Source organism: Mycobacterium sp. NGS62 (assembly GCF_059812285.1).
Genome location: NZ_JCALCK010000012.1, coordinates 92007 through 113665 on the forward strand (window position 1 = coordinate 92007; position 21659 = coordinate 113665).

Here is a 21659-nt window from a genome sequence, read left to right on the forward strand (position 1 = left end):
ACGATCGACTTACTTCAAGCAGCTGCCCGCGTCGATCGGCAACGTGACGCCGGTGATGTAGCGGGACTCGTCGGACGCCAGGAACAGCACCGCGTTGCTGATGTCCTCCGGCTCCACCCACCCGACCGGCAGAGTGTGCATCATCTGTGCGACCACCTTGAGGTCATCTGGGCCGGGGTTCTCCAGATCGGGGCGGAATAGCTTCATCGTCGGCTCGTTCATGAACAACGGTGTGTTCACGTTGGTGGGGTGCACGGAGTTGACTCGAATCATGTGCTGGCCCAACTCGACCGCAAAGGTCCGCATCAGCCCCACCACGCCGTGCTTGGCCGCCACATAGTGACCGGTGTGTGGATAGGCTTTCAACCCGCCCACCGAACTGGTCAAGATGATCGATCCGCCGCGTCCGCCCGCCAGCAGATGCGGTACACCGGCTTTCACGGTCTTCCATACGCCGGCGAGGTTGACGTCGATCATGTCGGTCCAGTCTCGTTCGCTGGTCTTGTCCAGCGTCGCCCCCCCGTTGCCGATACCGGCGTTGGCGACGATGATGTCCAGCCGCCCGAGCTGCTCGACACCAGCATCCACTGCAGCTTTCAGCGCGTCGTAATCCCGCACATCGACTTCGGCGGTGTAGATGCGGCGGTTGTGGCCCTTGACCAGATCTGCCGTCTCGGCCAGATCTTCCGGTGTGGAAAGCGGAACTTGGACGCTCTCGATCGGCTTGCAGATGTCGACCGCGATGATGTCGGCGCCTTCCTGCGCCAGCCGCACCGCGTGCGCGCGGCCCTGGCCACGGGCTGCACCCGTGATCAATGCGACCTTGCCTTCGACTCGTCCCGCCATCCCTACCTCAATTCCGTTGATGTTGAAACTTTGACGTGCACTCGATCACCGCTGCGGCTTATCGGATGACCGCGGGCATCGCTTCCCATCCGCGCACAGTGGACGTCGGGGACAACGTGGCGTTGGTCAGGTCGACGTCCCAATCGGGGAAGCGCTTGAGGATCTCCTCCAGCGCGATCCGTCCTTCCAGCCGGGCCAGCGCCGAGCCAAGGCAGTAATGCGTGCCGACGCTGAAGGCCAAGTGCTGACGGGCTTCCCGATGGATGTCGAAAACGTCACCGTCGGGCGGGAATTGGCGATGGTCGCGGTTGGCTGCCCCGATCAGCATCATCATCACGCTGCCCTCGGGTACGGTCTGGCCGTAGAGCTCGACATCGCGGGTCACATACCGTGCGACGTGCGGCGCCGGCGGCTCGAAGCGCAACAGCTCTTCGATAGCCCGTGGAATGAGCGACGTGTCCTCGACCAGTTGCCGCCGCTGGTCTGGATGTTCTGCGAGAACCTTGCCGGTCCAGCCGATCAGCCGGGTGGTGGTTTCGTTGCCTGCCCCGGCTACCACATTGACATAGACGAGCAGTTCGTCGCGGGTGAGCCGGCGGGTGGTGCCGGTTTCGCCTTCGAACTCGACGTTCAACAACTCGGTCATGATGTCGTCTGACGGGTGCTCGGCTCGCCAGTCGATGTACTGAGCAAAAGCCTCACCGGTGTCGAAGCCATCGGAGGCAATGGTCATCGGCTGACCGACCTCGGTGCGCATCGTGGCATTCGAGCGATCCCGGATCGCCTCCTGGTCGTTTTCGGGGATGCCCAAAAGCATTCCGATCACCCGCATCGGCATCTGGGCCCCGAGATCGGTCACAAAGTCGAACCGGTCAGTGCCGATCAGCGGATCGAGACAGCGAGCACAGAAATCGCGGATCTTGCTTTCCAGTTCGTTGATCTTGCGAGGGGTGAACATTCGTGCCAGCAGTTTGCGGTGGACGTCGTGCACCGGCGGGTCCTCGAAAATCAAGACACCAGAAGGCATTTCCATGTTGCTCTTGATCAGCTCCAGAATCGCCCCGCGAGACGAGCTGAAGGTCTGGTAGTCGACCAGAGCGGTGTCGACGTCGGCGAACCTGCTCAGCGCATAAAAGTCGTGCTCGGAGTTGTAGTACAGCGGCGATTCTTCGCGCAGCCGGCGGAACATTCCGTACGGATCGGCATTCAGCTCGGGGTTGTACGGGTCGTAGTAGACGTCACTGGCGGCGCTGACTGTCACGGATATCGCCTCTCACGGAACCGTGTTCTCACGGGATCTTGCATCCTGTTGCTCCTGAACTCTGTCATCAGCCGCTACCAGTGTCAATCTCGAATCCGTTTCTGACATCTAAAGTTCTCGCACATCGAGAATCAAATTCTCCAAGCGTCGGGTGGTGCGATATTCGAACACTGCAATTGCGGCTTGTCCGCGCTGATCACGACCAGAGAGGTTGGCTGCCAACATATTCCGGTGCCACCCATCACTGGCTGAAACGCAGCAGGGCCTCCTGTGCATAGGAAGCAACGAGCGAACCGTCTTTACCCAGCACATCGCCGCGCCCAAAACACCGGCCGTGCGCCAACACCGGACTGTGCTGCCGCAGCAGCAGCCAGTCGTCGGTGCGGAACGGGCGGTGGAACCACAGTGTATGGCTGGTCACCGCTGAGGTGAACGCCGTCCCGTTGCCGCCTTGGTCGACTCCCTCGATCGGGGGCAGCGCCGTCCCGATCAGCGTGAGATCGGTGGCGTAGGCGGCCAACGCGGGCGCCAGCTCGGGGTCAACTGGTGGTGTGCGCATCCAGAGCTCGAACCGGGGCGGACCGGCGGTAGCAGCATTGAGATCGTCGGCGCAGCGAGTCTCCCAGGGAATGAGGCCCAATTCGACTTGCTACTGCTCGTCCAAGACCGGCGGCACGCTCTCGATGCTCTGGTGGTCTGGGCCGTCCTCGGCGGTGTGCATGCAGACCGAGCCGGTGGCCAATGCGCCGCGGGACTGGCTGGCGGTGATCGCCAGCGTCGCGAATGACCGGCCTTCGTGGTGACGCGCCAGCTGGTATCGCACCGGTTCGTCGGCCGGCCTTCCCGGGCGAACACCGCATGCAGCGATTTGATGCGCTTGTCCGGGCAGCTCATCGAGGCCGCACAAACGAATTGGCCGAGTAACTGACCGCCGAAAAGCCGGTGGTATTCGAGTTGCTGGTTGGGGCCCTGGAACGTGGTTGCGTTGGCTTGCCCGGGTTGCTCGGTGTCGCAGAATCGCAGATTCAAACAACCGAGCAGGTCCGTCCACAGGTCGGGCACTCAGATAGTGTAAGTCGAGTTCTCGAACCGCGGTAACCTAATTCTCGGCTGCGAATCCCCGTGAGCAGAAGTCCCAGACCTCGTCGGCGGTGATGGGATGCACGGTCGCGTCGTCGGAACCGCCGCTCGATTGGGCGATGAACATCACCGTCTGCATCGTCATCGCGGCCAGCCGCCGGGGCGGGATGCCGGCGCGCAGTAGTTCGGCGGCGTCCGCCTCTTCCATAAGTTCGGTCAGCAATGCAAGAAGCGGGGCATGAGCGACTTTGACCTCGGCTGGATGGGAGACCAGCAATCGCGGTGCAAAGTCGGTGAACAACGGCCGTTTGGCGGCGGGATCGGGACGGGACGCCTCGAAGAGCAGCTCGACGGCGACCTTCAACCGCTCGAGCGGGTCGGAGTGGCTGGCCGTAGCCGCGCGGATCTGGTCGGCGGACCGACTCAACGCGTCCTCGAAAAGGGCGAGCAACAACTCATGCTTGCCGTCGAACTGCAGGTAGAAGCTCCGCAGCGACTGGCGGGACCGGTCGACAACCTCTTGGACGGTGAAGTCCGTGCTGCCCTTTTCGATGATGATGGCCTGGGCGGCATCCAGGAAACGTTGAACGCGCTGGGCTGCGCGCAGTTTCGCGGTTTTGATGGACCGCTCGACCGCCCGCTGCTTCCAGGCCGGCTCTTCGCCGGGACTGGTCACCGACGGCTCAGACGGTTGCCGTGAGGGGAGAACATGGTTGGACTGTACCGGAGAACGCCGTGCCATTGGTGTCTCGCACCCCCTCACGGACGACGTGTCAGAGATTGTAACTTTCTTACCACGAGAATACTATTCTCTTTGCAGTGCTCCCGGAAGCAGAAATGTGGAACTGCGGGCGCCGATGCCGAGGAGTACCCGTGAAACTGACTTTTGCCGCCGACGTGGAAGCGTTCCGCTCCGAATTCGTGGCCTTCCTGGACGAGCACCTGCCCGACGAGGTTCAAACCGGCGAGCGGCCGCGCTCGTCGTCGCATGTGCCGCCCTGGGCGCGCCGATGGCAGCGGCTGCTGTTCGACAACGGCTGGCTGCTGCCGGGCAACCCGCCGGAGTTCGGCGGCCGCAACGCCACCGTCCTACAGCAATACGTGCATCTCGAAGAGTTGTCGCGGCGACGGATCTACCAAAGCTTCAATCCGCAAGGGGTGGGCATCATCGCTGCGTCGGTGTTGTCGTTCGGAACCGACGAGCAGAAGCAGCGCTGGGCGGTGCCGATTCTGCGGGCCGACATGACCGCGTCGTTGGGGATGAGCGAACCGGGCGCGGGCTCCGATCTGGCCTCGTTGCGGACCCGCGCGGTGCTGGACGGCGACCACTTCGTGGTCAACGGGCAGAAAGTATGGACGTCCGGCGCTCACGATGCCGACGTGCTGCTGACCTTCGTTCGGACCGATCCCGATGCGCCAAAACACAAGGGAATCAGCGTGTTGCTGATCCCCACCGACACGCCGGGTGTGACGCGACGGCCCTTCGCGTCGGCGGCGGATGGCGGCGACCTGGATTTCAACGAGGTCTTCTTCAACGACGCGAGGGTGCCGGTCGACAACCTGGTGGGCCCGCTGAATCAGGGCTGGCGGGTGGCGAACGGCTCCCTGGGGCACGAACGCACGATGCTGTGGCTGGGCTACGCCGATCGGCTACGCGAACTGATCGTCGATTGCCAACCGGCGGATCCGCTACAACGCGACCACTACGCCACCCTGCTGATGGATTCCGAAGCCCTGCGACTGCTCGGCTCGGCCGCACTGGCCCGCGCTGACCGTGGCGAGGAGGATGTAGCGAGCCTGTCGGTGCTCAAGCTGCTGGGATCAGAAGCAGTGCAGACCGCATCTGAGCATGCGCTCAATGCTGCAGCGGCTGACGGTCTCCAGCACCCTGATGTCACCGGTCCGTTCGCGCCGCTGAATCTGGATGCCCACTACGGCAGTTGGTTCGATCGCTACTTCCGCAGCTTCGCCGGGACGATCGCCGGCGGCACCTCGGAGATCCAGCGCAACATCATCGCCCAGCGGGTTTTGGGCCTGCCGCGATGACGCGGACGAGTGTGCGCAAACCCGGATATTAGCGCGGCGTGTCGGCCGGGGACACGCACGCTCGCGCAATTAGGAGCTAGAGGTTTGCCAGTCGCGGAGCGAACCCTGTGGTTCGTAGGACCGCTCCCGCTTCGCGGGTGAGTTCTCTTGCGCTGCCGAACATTCCATCCAGGACCAGCACGCGCTTCACGTGGCGGTGCAACTCGTGCTCGGCGGTGAACCCGATACCGCCGAGCACCTGTTGGCAGTGCCGCGCGGCGGTCAGCGCCGCTTGACCGGCGGCGGCCTTGGCCAGCAGAGCGCCCAGATCGTCGGGATCGGCTGCGGCGGCATGCAGGGTGGCCTCGGCGCCCTCAATCGCGACGAGTGTTTCGGCCAACCGATGCCGGATCGCCTGGAACGAGGCGACGGGCCGGCCGAACTGTAGACGGTCCAGCGCATGTTGGCGCGCCAGCGACAACATGGCCCGGCTGGCTCCGACAAGCCACCAGCCGAGCGCGTGCCGTCCGGCGGCCAGCGGCAGCGGCTCTCCGTCAGGCACACGGTGTATCGGCAGATCTTCGCCCAGCGTCGAGCTTTGCTGGTCCGTGCGTTCCCAGACAATCCAGGAGCCGCCGGCGTAGGGCAGCGGCACGGTGCCGCCCCCGCCACGACCGGCCGCGCGTAACACGACGTCATTGAGAATGGGCGCGTGGGCTCCGGTCTCGCCAAGTAGCCGGAACACCAACGGGACTGCGGCATCGGGTGTTTCGTCGAGCATGTCGAGCCAGCCGAGGTCGGCCAACGCCGCATCGAGCTGCTGGCCCGAGACGGCAGCCATGGTCTTGCGGAGCGCGTCTTCCATCAGCTCCAACGAGTCGGCGTCCATGCTCACTCCTTGCCCAAATCCAGCAGCCGGCGCGCGATGATGTTGCGCTGGATCTCGGCGGTGCCGCCATAGATGGTCGCCGCGCGTGAATACAGGAATTCGGTGCGCCAGTCTGTTTCGTCGAGTTCGACGACGCCGGGCAGCAGGTCCCGCGCGGTGTCGTAGAGCCGCTGCTCGGCTGTGGCCAGCAAGACCTTGTCGATCGACGTCTCGGGCCCCAGCCGGGTCCCGTCCTCGGCCAACCGATGCTGGGTGGCACGCGAGCGGCAGCGCAGGGTGTGCAAGGCCAGATATGCCGAGCCCAGAGCGGAGTCATCCGGGTCGGTCGCTTCGGAGATGAGCCGATCGAATCGCGAGTACAGGTAAGCGATCCGCTGCCAGAAGCAGGTGGAGCGCTCATAGGGCAGCAGGTCCATTGCCAGCCGCCAGCCGTCCCCCGGCGTGCCGAGCATCCGGTCGGCGGGGATCACGACGTCGTCAAAGTACACCTCGCAGAACTCGTCGACCCCGTGCATGGTGCGCAGCGGCCGCACGGCGATACCGGGGGTATCCATGTCGACGAAAAACGCGGTGATGCCGTCATGTCCCGGCGAAGTGCGGGTGAGCAGGATGCAGCGTGTCGAATACTGCGCGAAGCTGGTCCAGACCTTCTGCCCGTTGACGACCCAGGTCTCGCCGTTGGGTGCAGCGCGAGTGGACAGCGACGCGAGATCGCTGCCGGATCCGGGTTCGGAAAAGCCCTGACACCATTGTTCACGGCCGGACAGCAATCGCGGCACCATTTCGGCCGCGAGTTCGGCTGGGGCGTAGTCGATCATCGTCGGCGCCAGCACCTCGACCATCGAGTAGGGTCCCGGTTCGGCGAGTCCCCGGCCGACGACCTCCTCACCGACGATTGCGCGAAGCATTGCGGGACCGCCCAATCCGCCGACCTCAACGGGCCACCCGTATCGCATCCAATCGGCGTCATAGAGCGCGCCATGGACTCGGGCGAGTTGCAGCATTTGACCTTCGAGCGAATGGTCCGGCCCTGGAGTCAAGTCGTTGTCGTCGAGCCAGGCACGCAGATCCGCCCGGAACTGCTCGACCTTCATTGCTATGACGGCCGCCCCACGGCGTGCGGGCGGCCCGAGTCGTGGGTGCCGCTGCGGCGAATGAAGGTCATCGCACGGGTTTTCAGCCGCCAGCCGTCGGCGGTACGCACGTAGGTGTCGTTGTAATAGCCGATCCGCATGTCGTGGGTGGCGTGGTCGATGAAACACAGCGGCTGTGTGCCGGTCGCAGTGTCGCCGGACAACTCGATCACCGGTGTCGCGGTCAGGAACAAGCCTTTCGGCGCAGCGTCCACCAGGACGGGAAAGCGGTCTAGCGAATAGGTTTCGCCGAATGCGCTGTAGGTGCCGTCGGGCGTGAAGACGCCCACCAGCCCGTCGATGTCCTCTTGGGTGATGGTGACCGCATACCGGGCCAGCAGCTGCTGGATCTCGACAAGGTCGTCAGTTCTTGTTGGCATACACCTTGCCGCCTTTCATGACGAACTGCACGTTTTGAGTAACGGTGATGTCGGACAACGGATCTCCGGGCACGCCGATCACGTCGGCAAGCAGCCCCTCGGCCAGCCGTCCGCGGTCGGTGACGTTGATCAAGTCCGCTGCGGTGACCGTGGCCGCTCGCAACACCGCGAGCTCGGGCATACCCCATTCGACGAGGGTGACCAGTTCGTCGGCGTTGCGGCCGTGCGGGATTGCCGGCGCATCGGTGCCTACCGCGATCTTCACGCCGGCTTGGTAGGCGGCCAGCAGCGAGGTGCGTGCCTTGGGGAACATCTCGGCGGCCTTGGCCTGTAGCTCCGGCGGCGCCTTAGAGACGTCCATGGCATCGGCCAGCCGCCGGGTGGTCACCAAAAATGTGTCGTTGTCGACCAGCGCCGCAATCGCCTCGTCGTCCATCAAAAAACCGTGCTCGATGCAGTCGATGCCCGCCGCGACCGCATGGCGCACCGCTTCGGCGCCATGGGTGTGGGCTGCCACCCGCAGCCCCCGGCGGTGCGCCTCGTCGACGATTGCGCACAGCTCTTCATCCGAATAGTGCTGTGCGCCAGGCGCTCCGGTCAGCGACATCACGCCGCCCGAGCAGCACACCTTGATCAGCTGAGCGCCGTACTTGATCTGGTAGCGAACGGCTTTGCGGACCTCGTCGACACCGTTGGCGATGCCCTCCTCGACAGTCAGATGCAGCAAGTCGGGGGCGAACGCGGAGAACATCGTGGGGTCCAGATGCCCGCCGGTGGGGGTGATGGCGTGGCCGGCCGGCACTACCCGCGGGCCCTCGATCCACCCGGCGTCGATGGCCTTGCCGAGCGCGACGTCGAGCAGGTATCCGCCGGTTTTGACGAACAATCCGAGATTGCGCACGGTGGTGAACCCGGCGCGTAACGTGCGGCGGGCATTGCCCACCGCGCGTAGCACCCGGGTCGGGGGGTCGTCTTGGACCGAGGAGGCCAGACCGGTCTCCCCCCGGCCGCCCATCAGCAGGTTGACCTCCATGTCCATCAGCCCCGGGAGCAGGATCTGCTCACCGAGATCAATAACGTCGCCCTCAGTTGCACCGCCGACACCGACGATCCGCTCGCCGTCTACCCGCAGGATGCCGGGACGGACGATCTCGCCGGCATCGACGTCAAGCAGCCCAGCGGCCTTGAGCGTCAACACGTGTCAGACCACCGGCTCCCGCACCAGGTTCAGATAGGCGGCGCCGCTATCGGGCACTCGGGGCTGCTTCCACGCTTCGATCGGGAATGACACCATGATCAGTGATTGCATCACATGCATGAGCGACCGGGCGTCGTCGGGCAGGTCGTCGAGCGGAAACTTGTCCAGGTAGGTGATCGCATCTTCCAGGCGGGGAAACGCGACATCGTAGAACGCTTGCATTTCCGGCATCGAAGATGCCAGCCGCTTGGCATACCGTTCCGGCTCGGTGGCCAGATCCCAGTCCGCATAGGGCTCCAGGTCGGTGAACTCAGCGGGGAGAGCCATTGGCGTGCTCCTTGTAGTCGTTGACGTAGTCGTGGGCGATCTTGTGCAGGTGACGTAGCAGGATTTCCTGGTCGCACAACAGGAATTCGTTGACGGCGCGGGTGCCGATCATGGTCTGGGTGGCCTCCAGGGTGTTGGCGTCCTGCAGCGCGTATTCCTTGAAGGTGACCGCGGCCAGTTCCTGGGCGAGTCGTTCACGAGCGTTTTTCGGCGGAACGAAGTACAGCGTGCCCTCGAAGATGTGCCGGTCTACCGCGGTCGGCCAATAGTGGTAGGTCAGGTACCAGCCGGGTGCCCAGATCAGAATCATGAAGTTGGGGAAGAACACGAATGTGTCTGCGCCCCACTGCGGCGCCCGAGCGGGATTGAGACCGGGCGGCGGCGAGTCCAGGCCGTCGATGTCGGGGCGGTCCCAGGGGCCGAAGAGACCGCTGCGCAGCACCCGGTCCATCGGCTTGACCATATTGAGGTCCTTGGGCGGCGACTGACCGCCCCACACGGAGATCATCGAGTGCTGCCCGGCCAGTTCGTAGTGCAGCGCCTCGAAGCCGTATTGCTGAATCTTGGCGGCTTCTTCCTTGGTGTACTGACCCTGGTGCAGTACCGGGGCATGGTAGAACTCCGCGAACGCGTCGATGAACAGCTTCCAGTTGCTGCCGACTTCGGCTTTGTAGTGGTAGACCTCGGTCATCTCGTGGAAGGGATAGCCCTCGATGCCCTTGGCCAGCGGGCCCAGGTAGTCGGTCAAGGGCGCCGCGTTGGGGTCCAGATTGACGAAGATGAAGCCTTCCCACACCTCGCAGCGCACGCCGACCAGTCCGTACTGGCTTTTGTCGACGTCGAAGAACTCGCCTTCCTGCTGGATGAAGGTGAGTTCCCCGTCCAGGCTGTAACGCCAGGCGTGGTACTTGCAGGTGAACTGCCGGCAGGTCCCGGCTGTTTCCTCATGGGGATAGTCGTTCCACACCAGCTTGTTGCCGCGGTGTCGGCAGATGTTGTGGAACGCCCGAATGACCCCGTCTTTGCCCTTGACGACGATCACCGACGTGCCGGTGCCCGCCGAGGGTAGTTCTCTGGTGAAGTAGCTGCCGGTGCGGGGGAGCCGTTCCACTCGGCCGACGTTGAGCCAGGTGCGGCGGAAGATCGCCTGCTGTTCGGCCGCGTAGTGGTCGGGGTCAATGGAATCGCTGTAGTCGACGGGTGCGGTGCCAAGCTCCGGATAGTTCGTTGTCCAGCTGCCGGCCGCCGGCTTGGTGAAGTGTGCCAAGGTCCTTACCTCTCTTTTCGGTCTTCCTCGACTTCGACGCCAAAGGTGTTCAGGCCCATCGCCAGCGCGGTGTAGCCACCGATCGTGAAAATCAGGTCCATCCGCTGCCGTTCATCGAGCCGCGCGGACAACGCCGCCCAGGTCGCATCCGACAGGTTGGTCTTCTCGTCGAGCTCGTCGACCGCGGTGAGGACCGCGCGGTCGAACTCGTCGCGCGGGTCGCCGGATTGGATTGCGGCGATGTCGGCGTCGGTCAGTCCGGCCCTCTTGCCGATGGTGACGTGATGTGTCCACTCGTATTCGCAGCCGCGCCGATGCGCGACTCGCAGGATGACCTGTTCCCGAACCCGCTCGGGCAGCGTCGACCCGTACAGCAGATAGACGCTGAACCGTAGGAACGCGCGGGTGAGTTCGGGGTGGTGCACCAGGGTGGCCAGGAGGTTTCCCGCGTCGTCGGGGTTACGCCGTTCCTCGGGCAGCATCCCCGCCACCGCATGCCGGACAGCGTCGTCCCACTGATCCGCCGGCAGCGGGGACAAACGCATAGGGGCCTCCTCGGTATGGAGAATCATATTCTCATATTTGACCAATAGATTTCCACGATCCGTCGGATTGGTCAACACCGGCAAAAAAGGTGGTGGCCACCTGCAGAAACGCGATCTCCGGCGACTGCACTCTCGTCGTCTCGGCGACGGCAGCCACCCGCAGGGGGTAGCGTGAAGATGTTGATTCTCGCGATCTGAGAAGATAATTTCCATAGTGGGGACTCACCCGCCTCGCTTGCCATGGCCCGAGGGATCCGAGGGAAAGGACCAACCGGTGAACAAAGACGACATGATTCTGATCAGCGTCGACGACCACATCGTTGAGCCACCCGACATGTTCAAGAACCACTTGGCGAAGAAGTACGCCGACGATGCGCCGCGCCTCGTGCACAACCCGGACGGCTCGGATACCTGGCAGTTCCGCGACACCGTGATCCCGAATGTCGCGCTGAACGCGGTTGCCGGCCGGCCCAAGGAGGAGTACGGGATCGAGCCGACTGGTCTGGACGAGATCCGCAAGGGTTGTTACAACGTCGATGAACGGGTCAAGGACATGAACGCGGGGGGCATCCTGGGTTCGATCTGCTTTCCGTCATTCCCCGGTTTCGCCGGGCGGCTTTTCGCCACCGAAGACCCGGAGTTCTCGCTGGCGTTGGTGCAGGCCTACAACGACTGGCACATCGACGAGTGGTGCGGGGCCTATCCGGCCCGGTTCATTCCGATGGCGCTGCCGGTGATCTGGGATGCCGAGAAGTGCGCCGACGAGGTCCGGCGGGTGTCTAAGAAGGGGGTGCACGCGCTGACCTTTACCGAAAACCCGGCGGCGATGGGGTATCCGAGCTTCCACGACGAGTACTGGAATCCGTTGTGGAAGGCGTTGTGCGACACCAATACCGTTCTCAATGTGCACATCGGCTCCTCGGGCAGGCTCGCGATCACCGCGCCCGATGCGCCGATGGACGTGATGATCACCCTGCAGCCGATGAACATCGTCCAGGCCGCGGCAGACTTGTTGTGGTCCAAACCGATCAAGGAGTACCCCGACCTTAAGATCGCGCTGTCGGAGGGCGGCACCGGCTGGATTCCGTACTTCTTGGAGCGCGTGGACCGTACCTTCGAGATGCACTCGACGTGGACCCACCAGAACTTCGGCGGCAAGGTGCCCAGCGAGGTCTTCCGGGAGCACTTCCTGACTTGCTTCATCAGCGACCCGGTTGGCGTGCAGCTGCGCAACATGATCGGCATCGACAACATCTGCTGGGAAGCCGACTACCCGCACAGCGACTCGATGTGGCCCGGTGCGCCCGAGGAGCTTTGGGAGGTGTTGTCCGCCAACAACGTCCCAGACGACGAGATCAACAAGATGACCTACGAGAACGCGATGCGCTGGTACTCGTTCGACCCGTTCAGCCACATTCCCCGCGAGCAGGCCACGGTCGGCGCGCTGCGCAAGGCCGCCGAGGGACATGACGTCTCGATCCAGGCGCTCAGTCAGCACAAGGATCGGTCGGGCTCGTCGTTTGCCGACTTTGCCGCCAACGCCAAAGCGCTGACCGGCAACAAGGACTGATCACGCCGCCGGAATGCATTGCGCCGGTGCATCAACCGACCTGAAGGAGATCCGCAGTGCCCGGCGGTGGAATGAACTTCGAGCTGACCGACGACCAGGAGCTGATCCGCAAGTCGGTCGCCGAACTGGCCTCGAAGTTCGACGACCACTACTGGATGGAAAAAGACCAGGCACACGAGTTTCCGACCGAGTTCTATCAAGCGATCGCTAATGGCGGCTGGCTCGGGATGACTATCCCCGAGCAGTACGGTGGTCACGGCTTGGGCATCACCGAAGCCACGCTGCTGGCCGAAGAGGTCGCCAAATCCGGTGGTGGGATGAACGCGGCCAGCTCTATTCACCTGTCCATCTTCGGCATGCATCCGGTGGTGGTACACGGATCCGAGGAGCTCAAAGCGCGCACATTGCCCCGGGTTGCGACGGGCGAACTGCACGTGTGCTTCGGGGTGACCGAACCCGGCGCCGGGCTGGACACCTCACGGATCACCACGTTCGCCAAGCGAGACGGCGACCACTACATCGTCAACGGCCGAAAAGTCTGGATCTCCAAGGCGATCGAATCACAGAAGATCCTGCTTCTGACGCGGACCCAGCCCTACAACGAGGTCAGCAAGAAGACTGACGGAATGACCCTGTTCCTCACCGACCTGGACCGCAGCCGGGTCGATATCCGGCCGATCCGCAAGATGGGCCGCAACGCGGTCAGCTCCAATGAGCTGTTCATCGACGACCTGCACATTCCGGTGGAGGATCGAGTCGGAGAGGAGGGCAAGGGTTTTCAGTACATTCTCGACGGCCTGAACCCGGAGCGGATGTTGATCGCCGCCGAGGCCCTGGGTATCGGGCGGGTCGCGCTGGAGAAGGCGGTCAAGTACGGCAACGAACGTTATGTCTTCGACCGGCCGATCGGCATGAACCAGGGTATTCAGTTCCCGTTGGCCGACTCGCTGGCCCGGCTCGACGCGGCCGAGCTGATGCTGCGCAAGGCCACCTGGCTCTACGACAACGGTAAGCCGTGCGGACGCGAAGCCAATACCGCCAAATACCTTTGCGCCGACGCCGGTTTCACCGCTGCCGACCGGGCGCTGCAGACCCACGGCGGCATGGGGTATTCGGAGGAGTACCACGTGTCGCGGTACTTCAGGGAGGCCAGGTTGATGAAGATCGCGCCGGTCAGTCAGGAGATGATCCTGAATTTCCTCGGCTCGCATGTGCTCGGATTGCCGAGGAGCTACTGATGAGCGGTTATTTCGATCTGTCCGGCCGCGCGGCGCTGGTCACCGGTGCCGCGGGCGGCATCGGCTCGGCGGTCGCCAGGGCTCTGGCCGAGGCAGGCGCGGCGGTGCTTGTCACCGACGTGGACAAAGACGCGGCAGCGGCTGTGGCAGAGCGGATTTCGGCGTCGGGCGGACGAGCTGAATCTGCTGCACTGGATGTGTCGGATCGCGAGTCGGCCGACGCGGCGGCAACGCAAGCGGCCGCCCTGGCTGACGGCAAACTGCACATCCTGGTCAACAACGCCGGCGTGACGCGGCCGGCGATGTTCGAGAAGACCTCCCAGGAGTCGTTCCGGCTGTTGTTCGACATCCACGTGATGGGCGCGTTCAACTGCACGCAGGCCGCAATCCCGCACATCCCCACCGACGGGACCGGGCGCGTCATCAACGTGACGTCGGCGGCCGGGTTGACCGGCACGCTCGGTCAGGTGAACTATTCAGCGGCCAAGGCCGGCATCATCGGCTTCACCAAATCGCTTGCCCGCGAATTCGCGACCAAAAACATTCTCGTCAACGCGCTGGCGCCGCTGGCGGCGACTCCGATGACCGAGACCATCCGCACCAACGAGAAGTTCGCGGCCAACATGCGCAACCGCATCCCGCTCAAGCGCTGGGCCGAACCGGACGAGGTCGCCGGGGCGTTCGTGTTCCTGGCATCGGATGCCGCGTCCTACATCACCGGGCAAGTGCTGCCCGTGGACGGCGGCATGGTGATGTGATGCCCGACTCTGCGGCGCCGCTGGCCGGCGTCACCGTAGTGGCGTTGGAACAGGCAGTCTCCGCTCCGATGTGCACCCGGGTACTCGCTGATTTCGGCGCTCGTGTCATCAAGGTGGAAAACCCCAAAGGCGGGGACTTCGCCCGGCACTACGACGACGTCGTCAACGGACTGGCCGCGCACTTCGTATGGGCCAACCGCGGCAAAGAATCAGTCACCCTGAACTTGAAAGCTGCTGCCGGACTGGACGTTATGCACCGCCTACTGGAACGGGCCGATGTCCTGGTGTCCAATCTGGCGCCAGGATCAACCGCCCGGCTGGGCATTGCCCCCGACGATCTGGCCCAGCGCCACCCCGACGTGATCGCCGTCGAAATCGACGGCTACGGCTCGGGCGGCCCACTGTCGCACAAGCGCGCTTACGACTTGTTGGCCCAAGCCGAGTCCGGAGCGTGCGCGGTGACCGGCTCGCCCGGCGCCCCGGCCAAACCCGGGCCGCCGGTGGCCGACATCAGCACCGGGCTGTATTCGGCGATTTCCATTTTGGCCCTGCTCTATTCACGTACCGGCGGCCGCGCTGTGAGCAAGGCGGTAAGCGTGAGCTTATTCGACACCATGACCGACCTGATGGGCTACCCGCTCACCTACACCCAGCATTCCGGCGTCGACCAGCAGCCGCTGGGCATGAGCTCGCCTGCGGTGGCCCCCTACGGTGCCTATCGCACCGCCGACGGACAGACGGTGGTGCTGGGCACCACCAATGACCAGGAATGGCAACGGCTTTCCCGAGAAATCCTGCAGCGCAACGACCTGGCCGATGATCAGCGCTTCGCTTCCAACGCCGGCCGGGTCGCGCACCGCGACATCCTCGACGATGCGATCGGCAGCTGGTGTGCGGGGCATGACCTGGAACACGTGCAGAAGACCGCCGATGCCGCCGGGATCGGCAACGCGCGATACAACCTGCCCAGCGAAGTCCTGGTGCACCCCCAGTTGAGCGAGCGGGACCGGTGGCGACAGGTCGACACGACCGCAGGCCCCATTCCGGCCCTGCTGCCCCCGCCCGTCATCTCGGGCTACCGCCCCCCGATGGGAGCGGTGCCCGGACTCGGGCAGCACACCGACGCAGTGCTAGCCGAACTGGGCGTCACGGACGACGAAATCAATGCGCTACGTGCAGAAGGTGCCATCGGAGCGGCTTACCGCTGATGTCCGATGAGCCTGTGCTGCTATGCAGTGACCGCAACGGCGTCCGGACGCTGACGCTAAACCGCCCGCACCGTAAGAATGCGATCAACCGCGAGTTGTGGATCGCGTTGGCCGATGCCCTGATGGCCGCGCGAAACGACCGCGGCGTGCGCGCAGTTGTCATCACCGGCGCCGGCGGCGCGTTCTGCTCGGGCGCTGACATCTCCAGTCCCGATGACGGCCATCCTGCATACAAATTACGGCTGTTGACCGACGTGGCGCTGGCGCTGCACGAACTGCCCGTGCCGACGATCGCCAAGGTCACCGGTGTGGCCGTCGGCGCCGGATGGAACCTGGCGCTGGGCTGCGACTTCGTGGTAGCGACGCCGGAATCGAGCTTCTGTCAGATCTTTTCCAAGCGCGGGCTGTCCCTGGACCTGGGCGGCTCATGGTTGCTGCCCAAGCTCGTCGGACTCCAACAGGCCAAACGGCTGGCGCTGTTGGCTGAGACCATCGACGCCGAGGAAGCCCAGGCCCTGAACCTGGTGACCTGGGTGGTCGCCGCAGCCGAAATCGACGCCTACGTCGCCGAGCTCGCCGACCGCCTGGTGGCCGGGCCGGAGATCGCGCTGGCACAAAGCAAGGCGCTGCTAAACGAAGGCGCCGACCAGACACTGCGTGACGCGTTGGCCAACGAAGCCCGTGCGCAGGTGGTCAACTTCGCCACCGCCGACGCCGCTGAAGCCTATGCCGCGTTCGCCGAACGACGGGACCCGTCGTTTACTGGTCGGTGGGCGATATCGAGATCGGAGCAAACAGATGCGTGAAACAGTCATCGTCGAGGCGGTGCGCACCCCGGTCGGCAAACGCAACGGTGGGCTGTCGGCGATGCACGCCGCCGACCTGTCCGCGATCGTGCTCAACGAATTGATGCAGCGCACCGGGATCGATCCGGGGATCGTCGACGACGTGGTGTGGGGTTGCGTATCGCAGGTTGGCGACCAGTCCAGCAACATCGGTCGCTACGCGGTGTTGGCGGCGGGCTGGCCGGAGAGCATCCCGGGCACCACCGTCAACCGCGCGTGCGGTTCTAGCCAGCAGGCCCTCGACTTCGCAGTGCAAGCGGTCATGTCCGGCCAGCAAGACGTCGTCGTCGCCGGTGGTGTCGAGGTGATGAGCCGGGTGCCGCTGGGCGCGGCACGGGCCACCGGGATGCCGTACGGACCTAAAGTCCTTGAGCGCTATGACGATTTCTCGTTCAACCAGGGACTGTCTGCGGAGATGATCGCCAAGAAGTGGGGCTTTTCCCGGACCCGCCTCGACGAGTACTCCGCGCAGTCTCACGAACGTGCCGCCGCCGCCCAAGACAGCGGCGCCTTCGACGCGCAGATCGTGCCGGTGTTCGTCGACGACACTGCGGTCACCCGGGACGAGGGCGTGCGGCGGGGGACCAGCGTCGAAAAACTCGCCGCGCTCAAGCCGGCCTTCGTCGACGACGGCGTCATCCATGCCGGCAACTCTTCGCAGATTTCCGACGGCGCGGCGGCGCTGCTGGTCACCACGTCGGCGACCGCGCTCGAGCTCGGGTTGACTCCGTTGGTGCGCTACCGGGCCGGCGCGGTGACCGGCGCCGATCCGGTGCTGATGCTGACCGGTCCGATTCCCGCCACCGAGAAGGTGTTGGCCAAAGCGGGGGTCTCGGTCGCCGACGTCGGTGTGTTCGAGGTGAACGAGGCGTTCGCCCCGGTGCCCCTGGCGTGGCTGGCCGAAACCGGCGCCAACCTCGAGCGGCTCAACCCGCTCGGCGGCGCGATCGCGCTGGGACACCCACTGGGCGCCTCAGGGGCGGTGCTGATGACTCGGATGGCACATCACATGCGCGACAACGGGATCCGTTACGGATTGCAGACCATGTGCGAGGGCGGCGGCACCGCCAATGCCACGCTAGTGGAACTGGTGGCCTGACTGATGCGTCGTGACCTGTTCACCGAAGACCACGAGGCGTTTCGGCAGCTGGCGCGCGACTTTGTCGACAAGGAGGTTGTGCCCGGCTACCCAGAGTGGGAGAAGCGTGGGCGAATGCCACGCGAAATCTTCAAGAAAATGGGTGCGCTCGGGATGTTGGGGATGGCGATTCCCGAGGAGTACGGCGGTGCCGGCATGCCCGACTACCGCTACAACATCGTGCTGCAAGAGGAGGCTGCGCGGGCGCTGGTGACACTTTCCACGGTCCGCACGCAACTTGAGGTGATCCTGCCTTACTTCCTGCACTATGCGAACCAAGAACAGCGCAAGCGCTGGTTTCCGGGCCTGGCCGATGGGACGCTGCTCACCGCCGTCGCAATGACCGAACCGGGAACCGGATCGGACCTAGCAGGGATGCGCACGACGGCAGTGCGAGACGGAGACCACTGGATCGTCAACGGCGCCAAAACATTCATCACCGGCGGTATGCAGGCGGACCTTGTGATCGTGGTCGCGCGCACGTCCACCGATCCCGACAACCGGCGCAACGGTTTAACGCTGCTCGTCGTCGAAGACGGTATGGCGGGGTTCACCCGCGGCCGCGAACTGGAGAAAATGGGCTGCAAAGTCCAGGACACCGCCGAACTGTCGTTCGTCGACGTTCGCGTTCCCACCGAGAACGTCCTCGGCGATGAGGGTGAAGCGTTCGGCTATCTGGGCCACAACCTGCCGCAGGAGCGCTTGACGGTGGCGGTCGGATCGGTCGCGCAGGCGCGCTCGGCGATCGCCGCGGCGATCGAATACACCAAGAACCGCAAGGCTTTCGGGACTCCGGTGGCGTCGTTCCAGAACACCAAGTTTGAGCTGGCCGCGTGTTCGACCGAGGTGGAAGCCGGCCAGGCGATGTTGGATCGCGCCGTGGCGCTGCACGTCGAGGGAGAGCTGTCGGCCGCCGACGCGGCGAGAGTGAAACTGTTCTGCACGGAGATGCAGGCTCGGGTCGTGGATCGGTGCCTGCAGTTGTTCGGCGGATACGGCTACATGATGGAGTATCCAATCGCCCGGCTCTACACCGACGCCCGGGTGGCGCGCATCTACGCCGGCACCAGCGAGGTGATGAAGGTGATCATCGCCAAATCGCTCGGCCTGTGACGGGCACCGCCAATCTCCTTCGTTGAGACCCTTGTCACAGCGCCCAAACCAACCTACTGTGTGTTCACTAGGTTGGTTGACCCGCGAAGGAGTCCGGTGCCGGAGACACGGCCTTACGACACGCTGCTGGCCAAGGGCGAAGACCGCAAACAGCGGATCCTCAAGGTCGCGCAGCGGCTGCTGACCCGAAACGGGTGGCGCAACACCACGTTGGCCCAGATCGCCGGTGAAGCCGGTGTGAGCCCGGCCGGCCTTTTGCACCATTTCGAATCCAAAGACCAACTGCTGCACGCGGTGGTCGATGTCCGCGACGCCGACGACGACGCCCACGCAGACCGGGCGGGCGACCTGATCGCCGAAATCGCAGCCGTCGCCGAGCGCTTCTACCGGTCACCGGAACTGGTGGGCACCTACACCGTGCTGCTGGCCGAAAACATGGATCCCGATGCCCCGCTGCATGACCGTCTGGTCAGCAGATACCAGGACGCGGTCGAGATCGTCACCGCTCTCATCCGGAGCGGTCAGGAGGCCGGCCAGTTTCGGATGGATATGGACGTCGCTGTCAAGGCAGTGCAAATTCTCGCCTTCATCACCGGAATGGAGACCACATGGTTGCTCGATCCTTCGATACCGCTGACCGAAGTGTTCAAGGAATACGCGGAGTCGCTGGCCCGCGACATGGCACCGCCGAGCACGACATGAGGTACCGACTCGACGTCGTCGCGGCGAACGTCATCGACGTGGTGCGGTTCGCCGGCGGTTGGTTGTTCGACCGGGCCATGGCCGGATGGGATGTGACGGTCCTGGTCGCCGACCACCCTGACGAACGGCCGTTGCAGATTCTGGGTGCCCAGATCATCGACCTCGAGCACGCCCTGGCGACCGTCGGGCACCGTCCGGTGCCGCAGACCCTGGCGGCCGCCGCGGATCTCATCGGATGCGATTCGCGGGTCCGGCAGGGCGTGCTGCAGGCCCTGGATGCCGGGGTCACCGAAGTCACCCTGTGGGGTGAGACATGGCCGGCCGAATTGACTGACAGCGTCGGTCTGGTCCACCACCGGCTGAGCGCAGCAGCGCAGGCCTTCAAAGCCCAGGCCCTGGCCGCCGGCTCGGTGCAGGAGCGCATTGGGGTGGTCGAGACCTTCCGCACTGGCGTGATGGCTTGTCCATCGGTCGCCGCCGACTTGGTGCCGGCCAGCTGAGTCCCGGCTTCCCCTGACGCCGGATCCCTCGGCATACCGCGTGGAGCGTGGGCGCCACATTGCTCCACGTTGACGCTGGCGACCAGCTATGGAAATGTAATATTCATCGCTGAGAGGGACGTTCTCACTAGGCGCGAACGGAGCAGTAGATGGCGCATGACTTGACCGCGATGGATTTCTTCAAGGACGAGCGTCTCGTCGACGATCCGTATCCGTATTTCGATGCGCTGCGGCGGCAATGCCCTGTCACGCGGGAGCCTCACCATGGGGTGACGATGGTGACCGGCTGGGAGGAGGCCGTCGAGGTCGCCAACGACGCGGAGACGTTCTCGTCGTGCGTTTCGGTGACGGGACCTTTCCCCGGCTTCCCGGTGCCACTCGAGGGCGACGACGTGACCGAACTGATCGAGCAACATCGCGCCGAGCTTCCGTTCAGCGACCAGTTGCCGACCCTGGATCCCCCGACGCACACAGATCATCGCGCGCTGCTGATGCGGCTGATCACGCCCAAGCGCCTCAAGGAGAACGAGGACGCCATGTGGGTGCTCGCCGATCGGGTGCTCGACGATTTTCTCGCACCTCGCGAGGGCGAATTCATCAAGGGCTTCGCCGGTCCGTTCACCCTGCTGGTCATCGCCGACCTGCTCGGCGTTCCCGAGGAAGACCGCGAGGAATTCGTCACCGGCATTCACCGCAACGCCGGAGGCGGCGTCGGCGGCACCGGTGAAAAGTCGCTGGCGCACAGTCCATTGGAATTCCTCTACGGGACGTTCGCCGAGTACGTCGAGGACCGTCGCCGGACACCTCGCGACGACGTGTTGACCGGGCTGGCCACCGCGACATTCCCGGATGGGTCCACTCCGGATGTGACCGACGTGGCCCGCGTTGCCACCAATGTGTTCTCCGCGGGCCAGGAGACCACGGTGCGACTGCTCGGCGCCGCGCTGCAGGTGATGGGCGAACGCCCCGACATTCAAGAGAAGCTCCGAAACGACCGCAGCCTGATCCCGAACTTCATCGAAGAGGCGCTGCGCATCGAGAGCCCGGTCAAGGGCGACTTCCGGCTGTCCCGCGTTAGCACAAGCGTGGGTGGTGTCGAAATCCCGGCCGGTACAACGGTGATGGTCGTCAATGCCGCCGCCAACCGCGATCCTCGCCGGTTCGAGAACCCGGAGACGTTCGAGCTCGCCCGCAAGAACGCGCGACAGCACATCTCGTTCGGACGCGGGATTCACAGCTGCCCGGGCGCGCCGCTGGCCCGCGCTGAAACCCGGGTGGCCATCGAGCGGATGCTGGACCGGACCGCCGACATCAAGATCTCCGAGCGTCGGCACGGTCCGGCCAATGACCGCCGCTACCAATACGTTCCGACCTATATCCTGCGCGGTTTAACTGAACTGCACCTGGAATTCAGCACGGTGGGGGAGGGCGCTGCGTGAAAGCCAGAGTCGACGAGGACCGCTGCCGCGGACACGGGATCTGCACCACGATCTGCCCGTCGGTGTTCGAGCTGACCGACGAGGGCTACTCGACGGTGACGGTGCCCGAGATACCCGCCGAGTTCGAAGATGCGGTTCGTGAAGCCGTCAAAGATTGTCCAGAGCAGGCCATCGAGGCAAGTTAAGGAGCGGTGCAC

24 protein-coding genes are annotated in these 21659 nt (G+C 64.4%); 12 read left to right on the forward strand and 12 right to left on the reverse strand.

The genetic code is table 11. From position 1 onward, the window contains the following. Positions 1 to 9 precede the first annotated feature (9 nt). The 5 genes from AC5Y49_RS21180 to AC5Y49_RS21200 form a co-directional block, all read right to left on the reverse strand. The gene (locus AC5Y49_RS21180) at positions 10 to 846 is read right to left on the reverse strand and encodes a mycofactocin-coupled SDR family oxidoreductase (protein ID WP_499890796.1); all 837 of its coding nucleotides are present in this window, start codon (positions 844 to 846) and stop codon (positions 10 to 12) included. Between the two features lie 58 nt (positions 847 to 904). Continuing rightward, positions 905 to 2107, reverse strand: coding sequence for a cytochrome P450 (locus tag AC5Y49_RS21185; RefSeq protein WP_499890799.1), 1203 nt, complete (start codon positions 2105 to 2107; stop codon positions 905 to 907). A gap of 241 nt (positions 2108 to 2348) precedes the next feature. Beyond that, positions 2349 to 2747 carry a hypothetical protein gene (locus AC5Y49_RS21190; RefSeq protein WP_499890803.1) on the reverse strand — a complete coding sequence of 133 codons (399 nt, stop codon included), beginning with the start codon at positions 2745 to 2747 and terminating at the stop codon, positions 2349 to 2351. Between the two features lie 9 nt (positions 2748 to 2756). Beyond that, positions 2757 to 2930, reverse strand: a complete 174-nt coding sequence (locus tag AC5Y49_RS21195) for a hypothetical protein (protein WP_499890804.1) — start codon at positions 2928 to 2930, stop codon at positions 2757 to 2759. A gap of 276 nt (positions 2931 to 3206) precedes the next feature. After that, positions 3207 to 3863 carry a TetR/AcrR family transcriptional regulator gene (locus AC5Y49_RS21200; protein ID WP_499890806.1) on the reverse strand — a complete coding sequence of 219 codons (657 nt, stop codon included), beginning with the start codon at positions 3861 to 3863 and terminating at the stop codon, positions 3207 to 3209. A 197-nt stretch (positions 3864 to 4060) separates the two neighbouring features. On the opposite strand from AC5Y49_RS21200, the gene AC5Y49_RS21205 reads away from it, so the two are divergent. Then, positions 4061 to 5233, forward strand: a complete 1173-nt coding sequence (locus AC5Y49_RS21205) for an acyl-CoA dehydrogenase family protein (RefSeq protein ID WP_499890808.1) — start codon at positions 4061 to 4063, stop codon at positions 5231 to 5233. Positions 5234 to 5309: 76 nt separating this feature from the next. Here the strand turns inward: AC5Y49_RS21205 and AC5Y49_RS21210 are convergent, their stop codons facing one another. Genes AC5Y49_RS21210 through AC5Y49_RS21240 form a run of 7 tightly spaced genes read right to left on the reverse strand, consistent with a single transcriptional unit; the run spans position 5310 to position 10951 of the window. Continuing rightward, positions 5310 to 6101, reverse strand: coding sequence for an acyl-CoA dehydrogenase family protein (locus AC5Y49_RS21210; RefSeq protein ID WP_499890810.1), 792 nt, complete (start codon positions 6099 to 6101; stop codon positions 5310 to 5312). A gap of 2 nt (positions 6102 to 6103) precedes the next feature. Then, positions 6104 to 7195, reverse strand: coding sequence for an acyl-CoA dehydrogenase family protein (locus tag AC5Y49_RS21215; RefSeq protein WP_499890812.1), 1092 nt, complete (start codon positions 7193 to 7195; stop codon positions 6104 to 6106). Between the two features lie 2 nt (positions 7196 to 7197). Further along, entirely contained in the window at positions 7198 to 7614 is a 417-nt protein-coding gene (locus tag AC5Y49_RS21220) for a nuclear transport factor 2 family protein (protein WP_499890816.1), read from the reverse strand. Further along, complete coding sequence (locus AC5Y49_RS21225; protein ID WP_499890818.1) at positions 7598 to 8812, reverse strand: metal-dependent hydrolase family protein; 1215 nt, start codon at positions 8810 to 8812, stop codon at positions 7598 to 7600. The genes AC5Y49_RS21220 and AC5Y49_RS21225 overlap by 17 nt, the downstream gene beginning before the upstream one ends. 3 nt (positions 8813 to 8815) lie before the next feature. Next, positions 8816 to 9139 carry a hypothetical protein gene (locus AC5Y49_RS21230; protein ID WP_499890822.1) on the reverse strand — a complete coding sequence of 108 codons (324 nt, stop codon included), beginning with the start codon at positions 9137 to 9139 and terminating at the stop codon, positions 8816 to 8818. Then, complete coding sequence (locus AC5Y49_RS21235) at positions 9123 to 10406, reverse strand: aromatic ring-hydroxylating oxygenase subunit alpha (protein WP_499890825.1); 1284 nt, start codon at positions 10404 to 10406, stop codon at positions 9123 to 9125. The genes AC5Y49_RS21230 and AC5Y49_RS21235 overlap by 17 nt, the downstream gene beginning before the upstream one ends. Before the next feature lie 5 nt (positions 10407 to 10411). Beyond that, positions 10412 to 10951 carry a carboxymuconolactone decarboxylase family protein gene (locus AC5Y49_RS21240; protein ID WP_499890829.1) on the reverse strand — a complete coding sequence of 180 codons (540 nt, stop codon included), beginning with the start codon at positions 10949 to 10951 and terminating at the stop codon, positions 10412 to 10414. A gap of 274 nt (positions 10952 to 11225) precedes the next feature. On the opposite strand from AC5Y49_RS21240, the gene AC5Y49_RS21245 reads away from it, so the two are divergent. The 11 genes from AC5Y49_RS21245 to AC5Y49_RS21295 all read left to right on the forward strand — a co-directional run bounded on the left by AC5Y49_RS21245 (position 11226) and on the right by AC5Y49_RS21295 (position 21647). Beyond that, positions 11226 to 12521: an amidohydrolase family protein gene (locus AC5Y49_RS21245; protein WP_499890834.1), complete on the forward strand. Its 1296-nt coding sequence runs from the start codon at positions 11226 to 11228 to the stop codon at positions 12519 to 12521. Positions 12522 to 12592: 71 nt separating this feature from the next. Next, positions 12593 to 13759, forward strand: coding sequence for an acyl-CoA dehydrogenase family protein (locus tag AC5Y49_RS21250; RefSeq protein WP_499890908.1), 1167 nt, complete (start codon positions 12593 to 12595; stop codon positions 13757 to 13759). Next, positions 13759 to 14517: an SDR family NAD(P)-dependent oxidoreductase gene (locus tag AC5Y49_RS21255; protein WP_499890836.1), complete on the forward strand. Its 759-nt coding sequence runs from the start codon at positions 13759 to 13761 to the stop codon at positions 14515 to 14517. Before AC5Y49_RS21250 ends, AC5Y49_RS21255 begins: the two co-directional genes overlap by 1 nt. Then, positions 14517 to 15725 carry a CaiB/BaiF CoA transferase family protein gene (locus AC5Y49_RS21260; protein ID WP_499890838.1) on the forward strand — a complete coding sequence of 403 codons (1209 nt, stop codon included), beginning with the start codon at positions 14517 to 14519 and terminating at the stop codon, positions 15723 to 15725. Before AC5Y49_RS21255 ends, AC5Y49_RS21260 begins: the two co-directional genes overlap by 1 nt. Continuing rightward, positions 15725 to 16531 (forward strand): enoyl-CoA hydratase/isomerase family protein, encoded by an 807-nt coding sequence (locus AC5Y49_RS21265; RefSeq protein ID WP_499890840.1) that lies wholly within the window; start codon positions 15725 to 15727, stop codon positions 16529 to 16531. The genes AC5Y49_RS21260 and AC5Y49_RS21265 overlap by 1 nt, the downstream gene beginning before the upstream one ends. After that, complete coding sequence (locus tag AC5Y49_RS21270; protein WP_499890844.1) at positions 16524 to 17669, forward strand: thiolase family protein; 1146 nt, start codon at positions 16524 to 16526, stop codon at positions 17667 to 17669. Before AC5Y49_RS21265 ends, AC5Y49_RS21270 begins: the two co-directional genes overlap by 8 nt. 3 nt (positions 17670 to 17672) lie before the next feature. Beyond that, positions 17673 to 18821 carry an acyl-CoA dehydrogenase family protein gene (locus AC5Y49_RS21275; protein WP_499890847.1) on the forward strand — a complete coding sequence of 383 codons (1149 nt, stop codon included), beginning with the start codon at positions 17673 to 17675 and terminating at the stop codon, positions 18819 to 18821. Positions 18822 to 18917: 96 nt separating this feature from the next. Continuing rightward, positions 18918 to 19523: a TetR/AcrR family transcriptional regulator gene (locus AC5Y49_RS21280; RefSeq protein WP_499890849.1), complete on the forward strand. Its 606-nt coding sequence runs from the start codon at positions 18918 to 18920 to the stop codon at positions 19521 to 19523. After that, complete coding sequence (locus tag AC5Y49_RS21285) at positions 19520 to 20023, forward strand: hypothetical protein (protein WP_499890850.1); 504 nt, start codon at positions 19520 to 19522, stop codon at positions 20021 to 20023. Before AC5Y49_RS21280 ends, AC5Y49_RS21285 begins: the two co-directional genes overlap by 4 nt. Before the next feature lie 149 nt (positions 20024 to 20172). Next, a complete protein-coding gene (locus tag AC5Y49_RS21290; RefSeq protein WP_499890852.1) occupies positions 20173 to 21462 on the forward strand; it encodes a cytochrome P450 in 1290 nt (429 codons plus the stop codon). Next, positions 21459 to 21647 (forward strand): ferredoxin, encoded by a 189-nt coding sequence (locus AC5Y49_RS21295; protein WP_499890854.1) that lies wholly within the window; start codon positions 21459 to 21461, stop codon positions 21645 to 21647. Before AC5Y49_RS21290 ends, AC5Y49_RS21295 begins: the two co-directional genes overlap by 4 nt. Positions 21648 to 21659 lie beyond the last annotated feature (12 nt).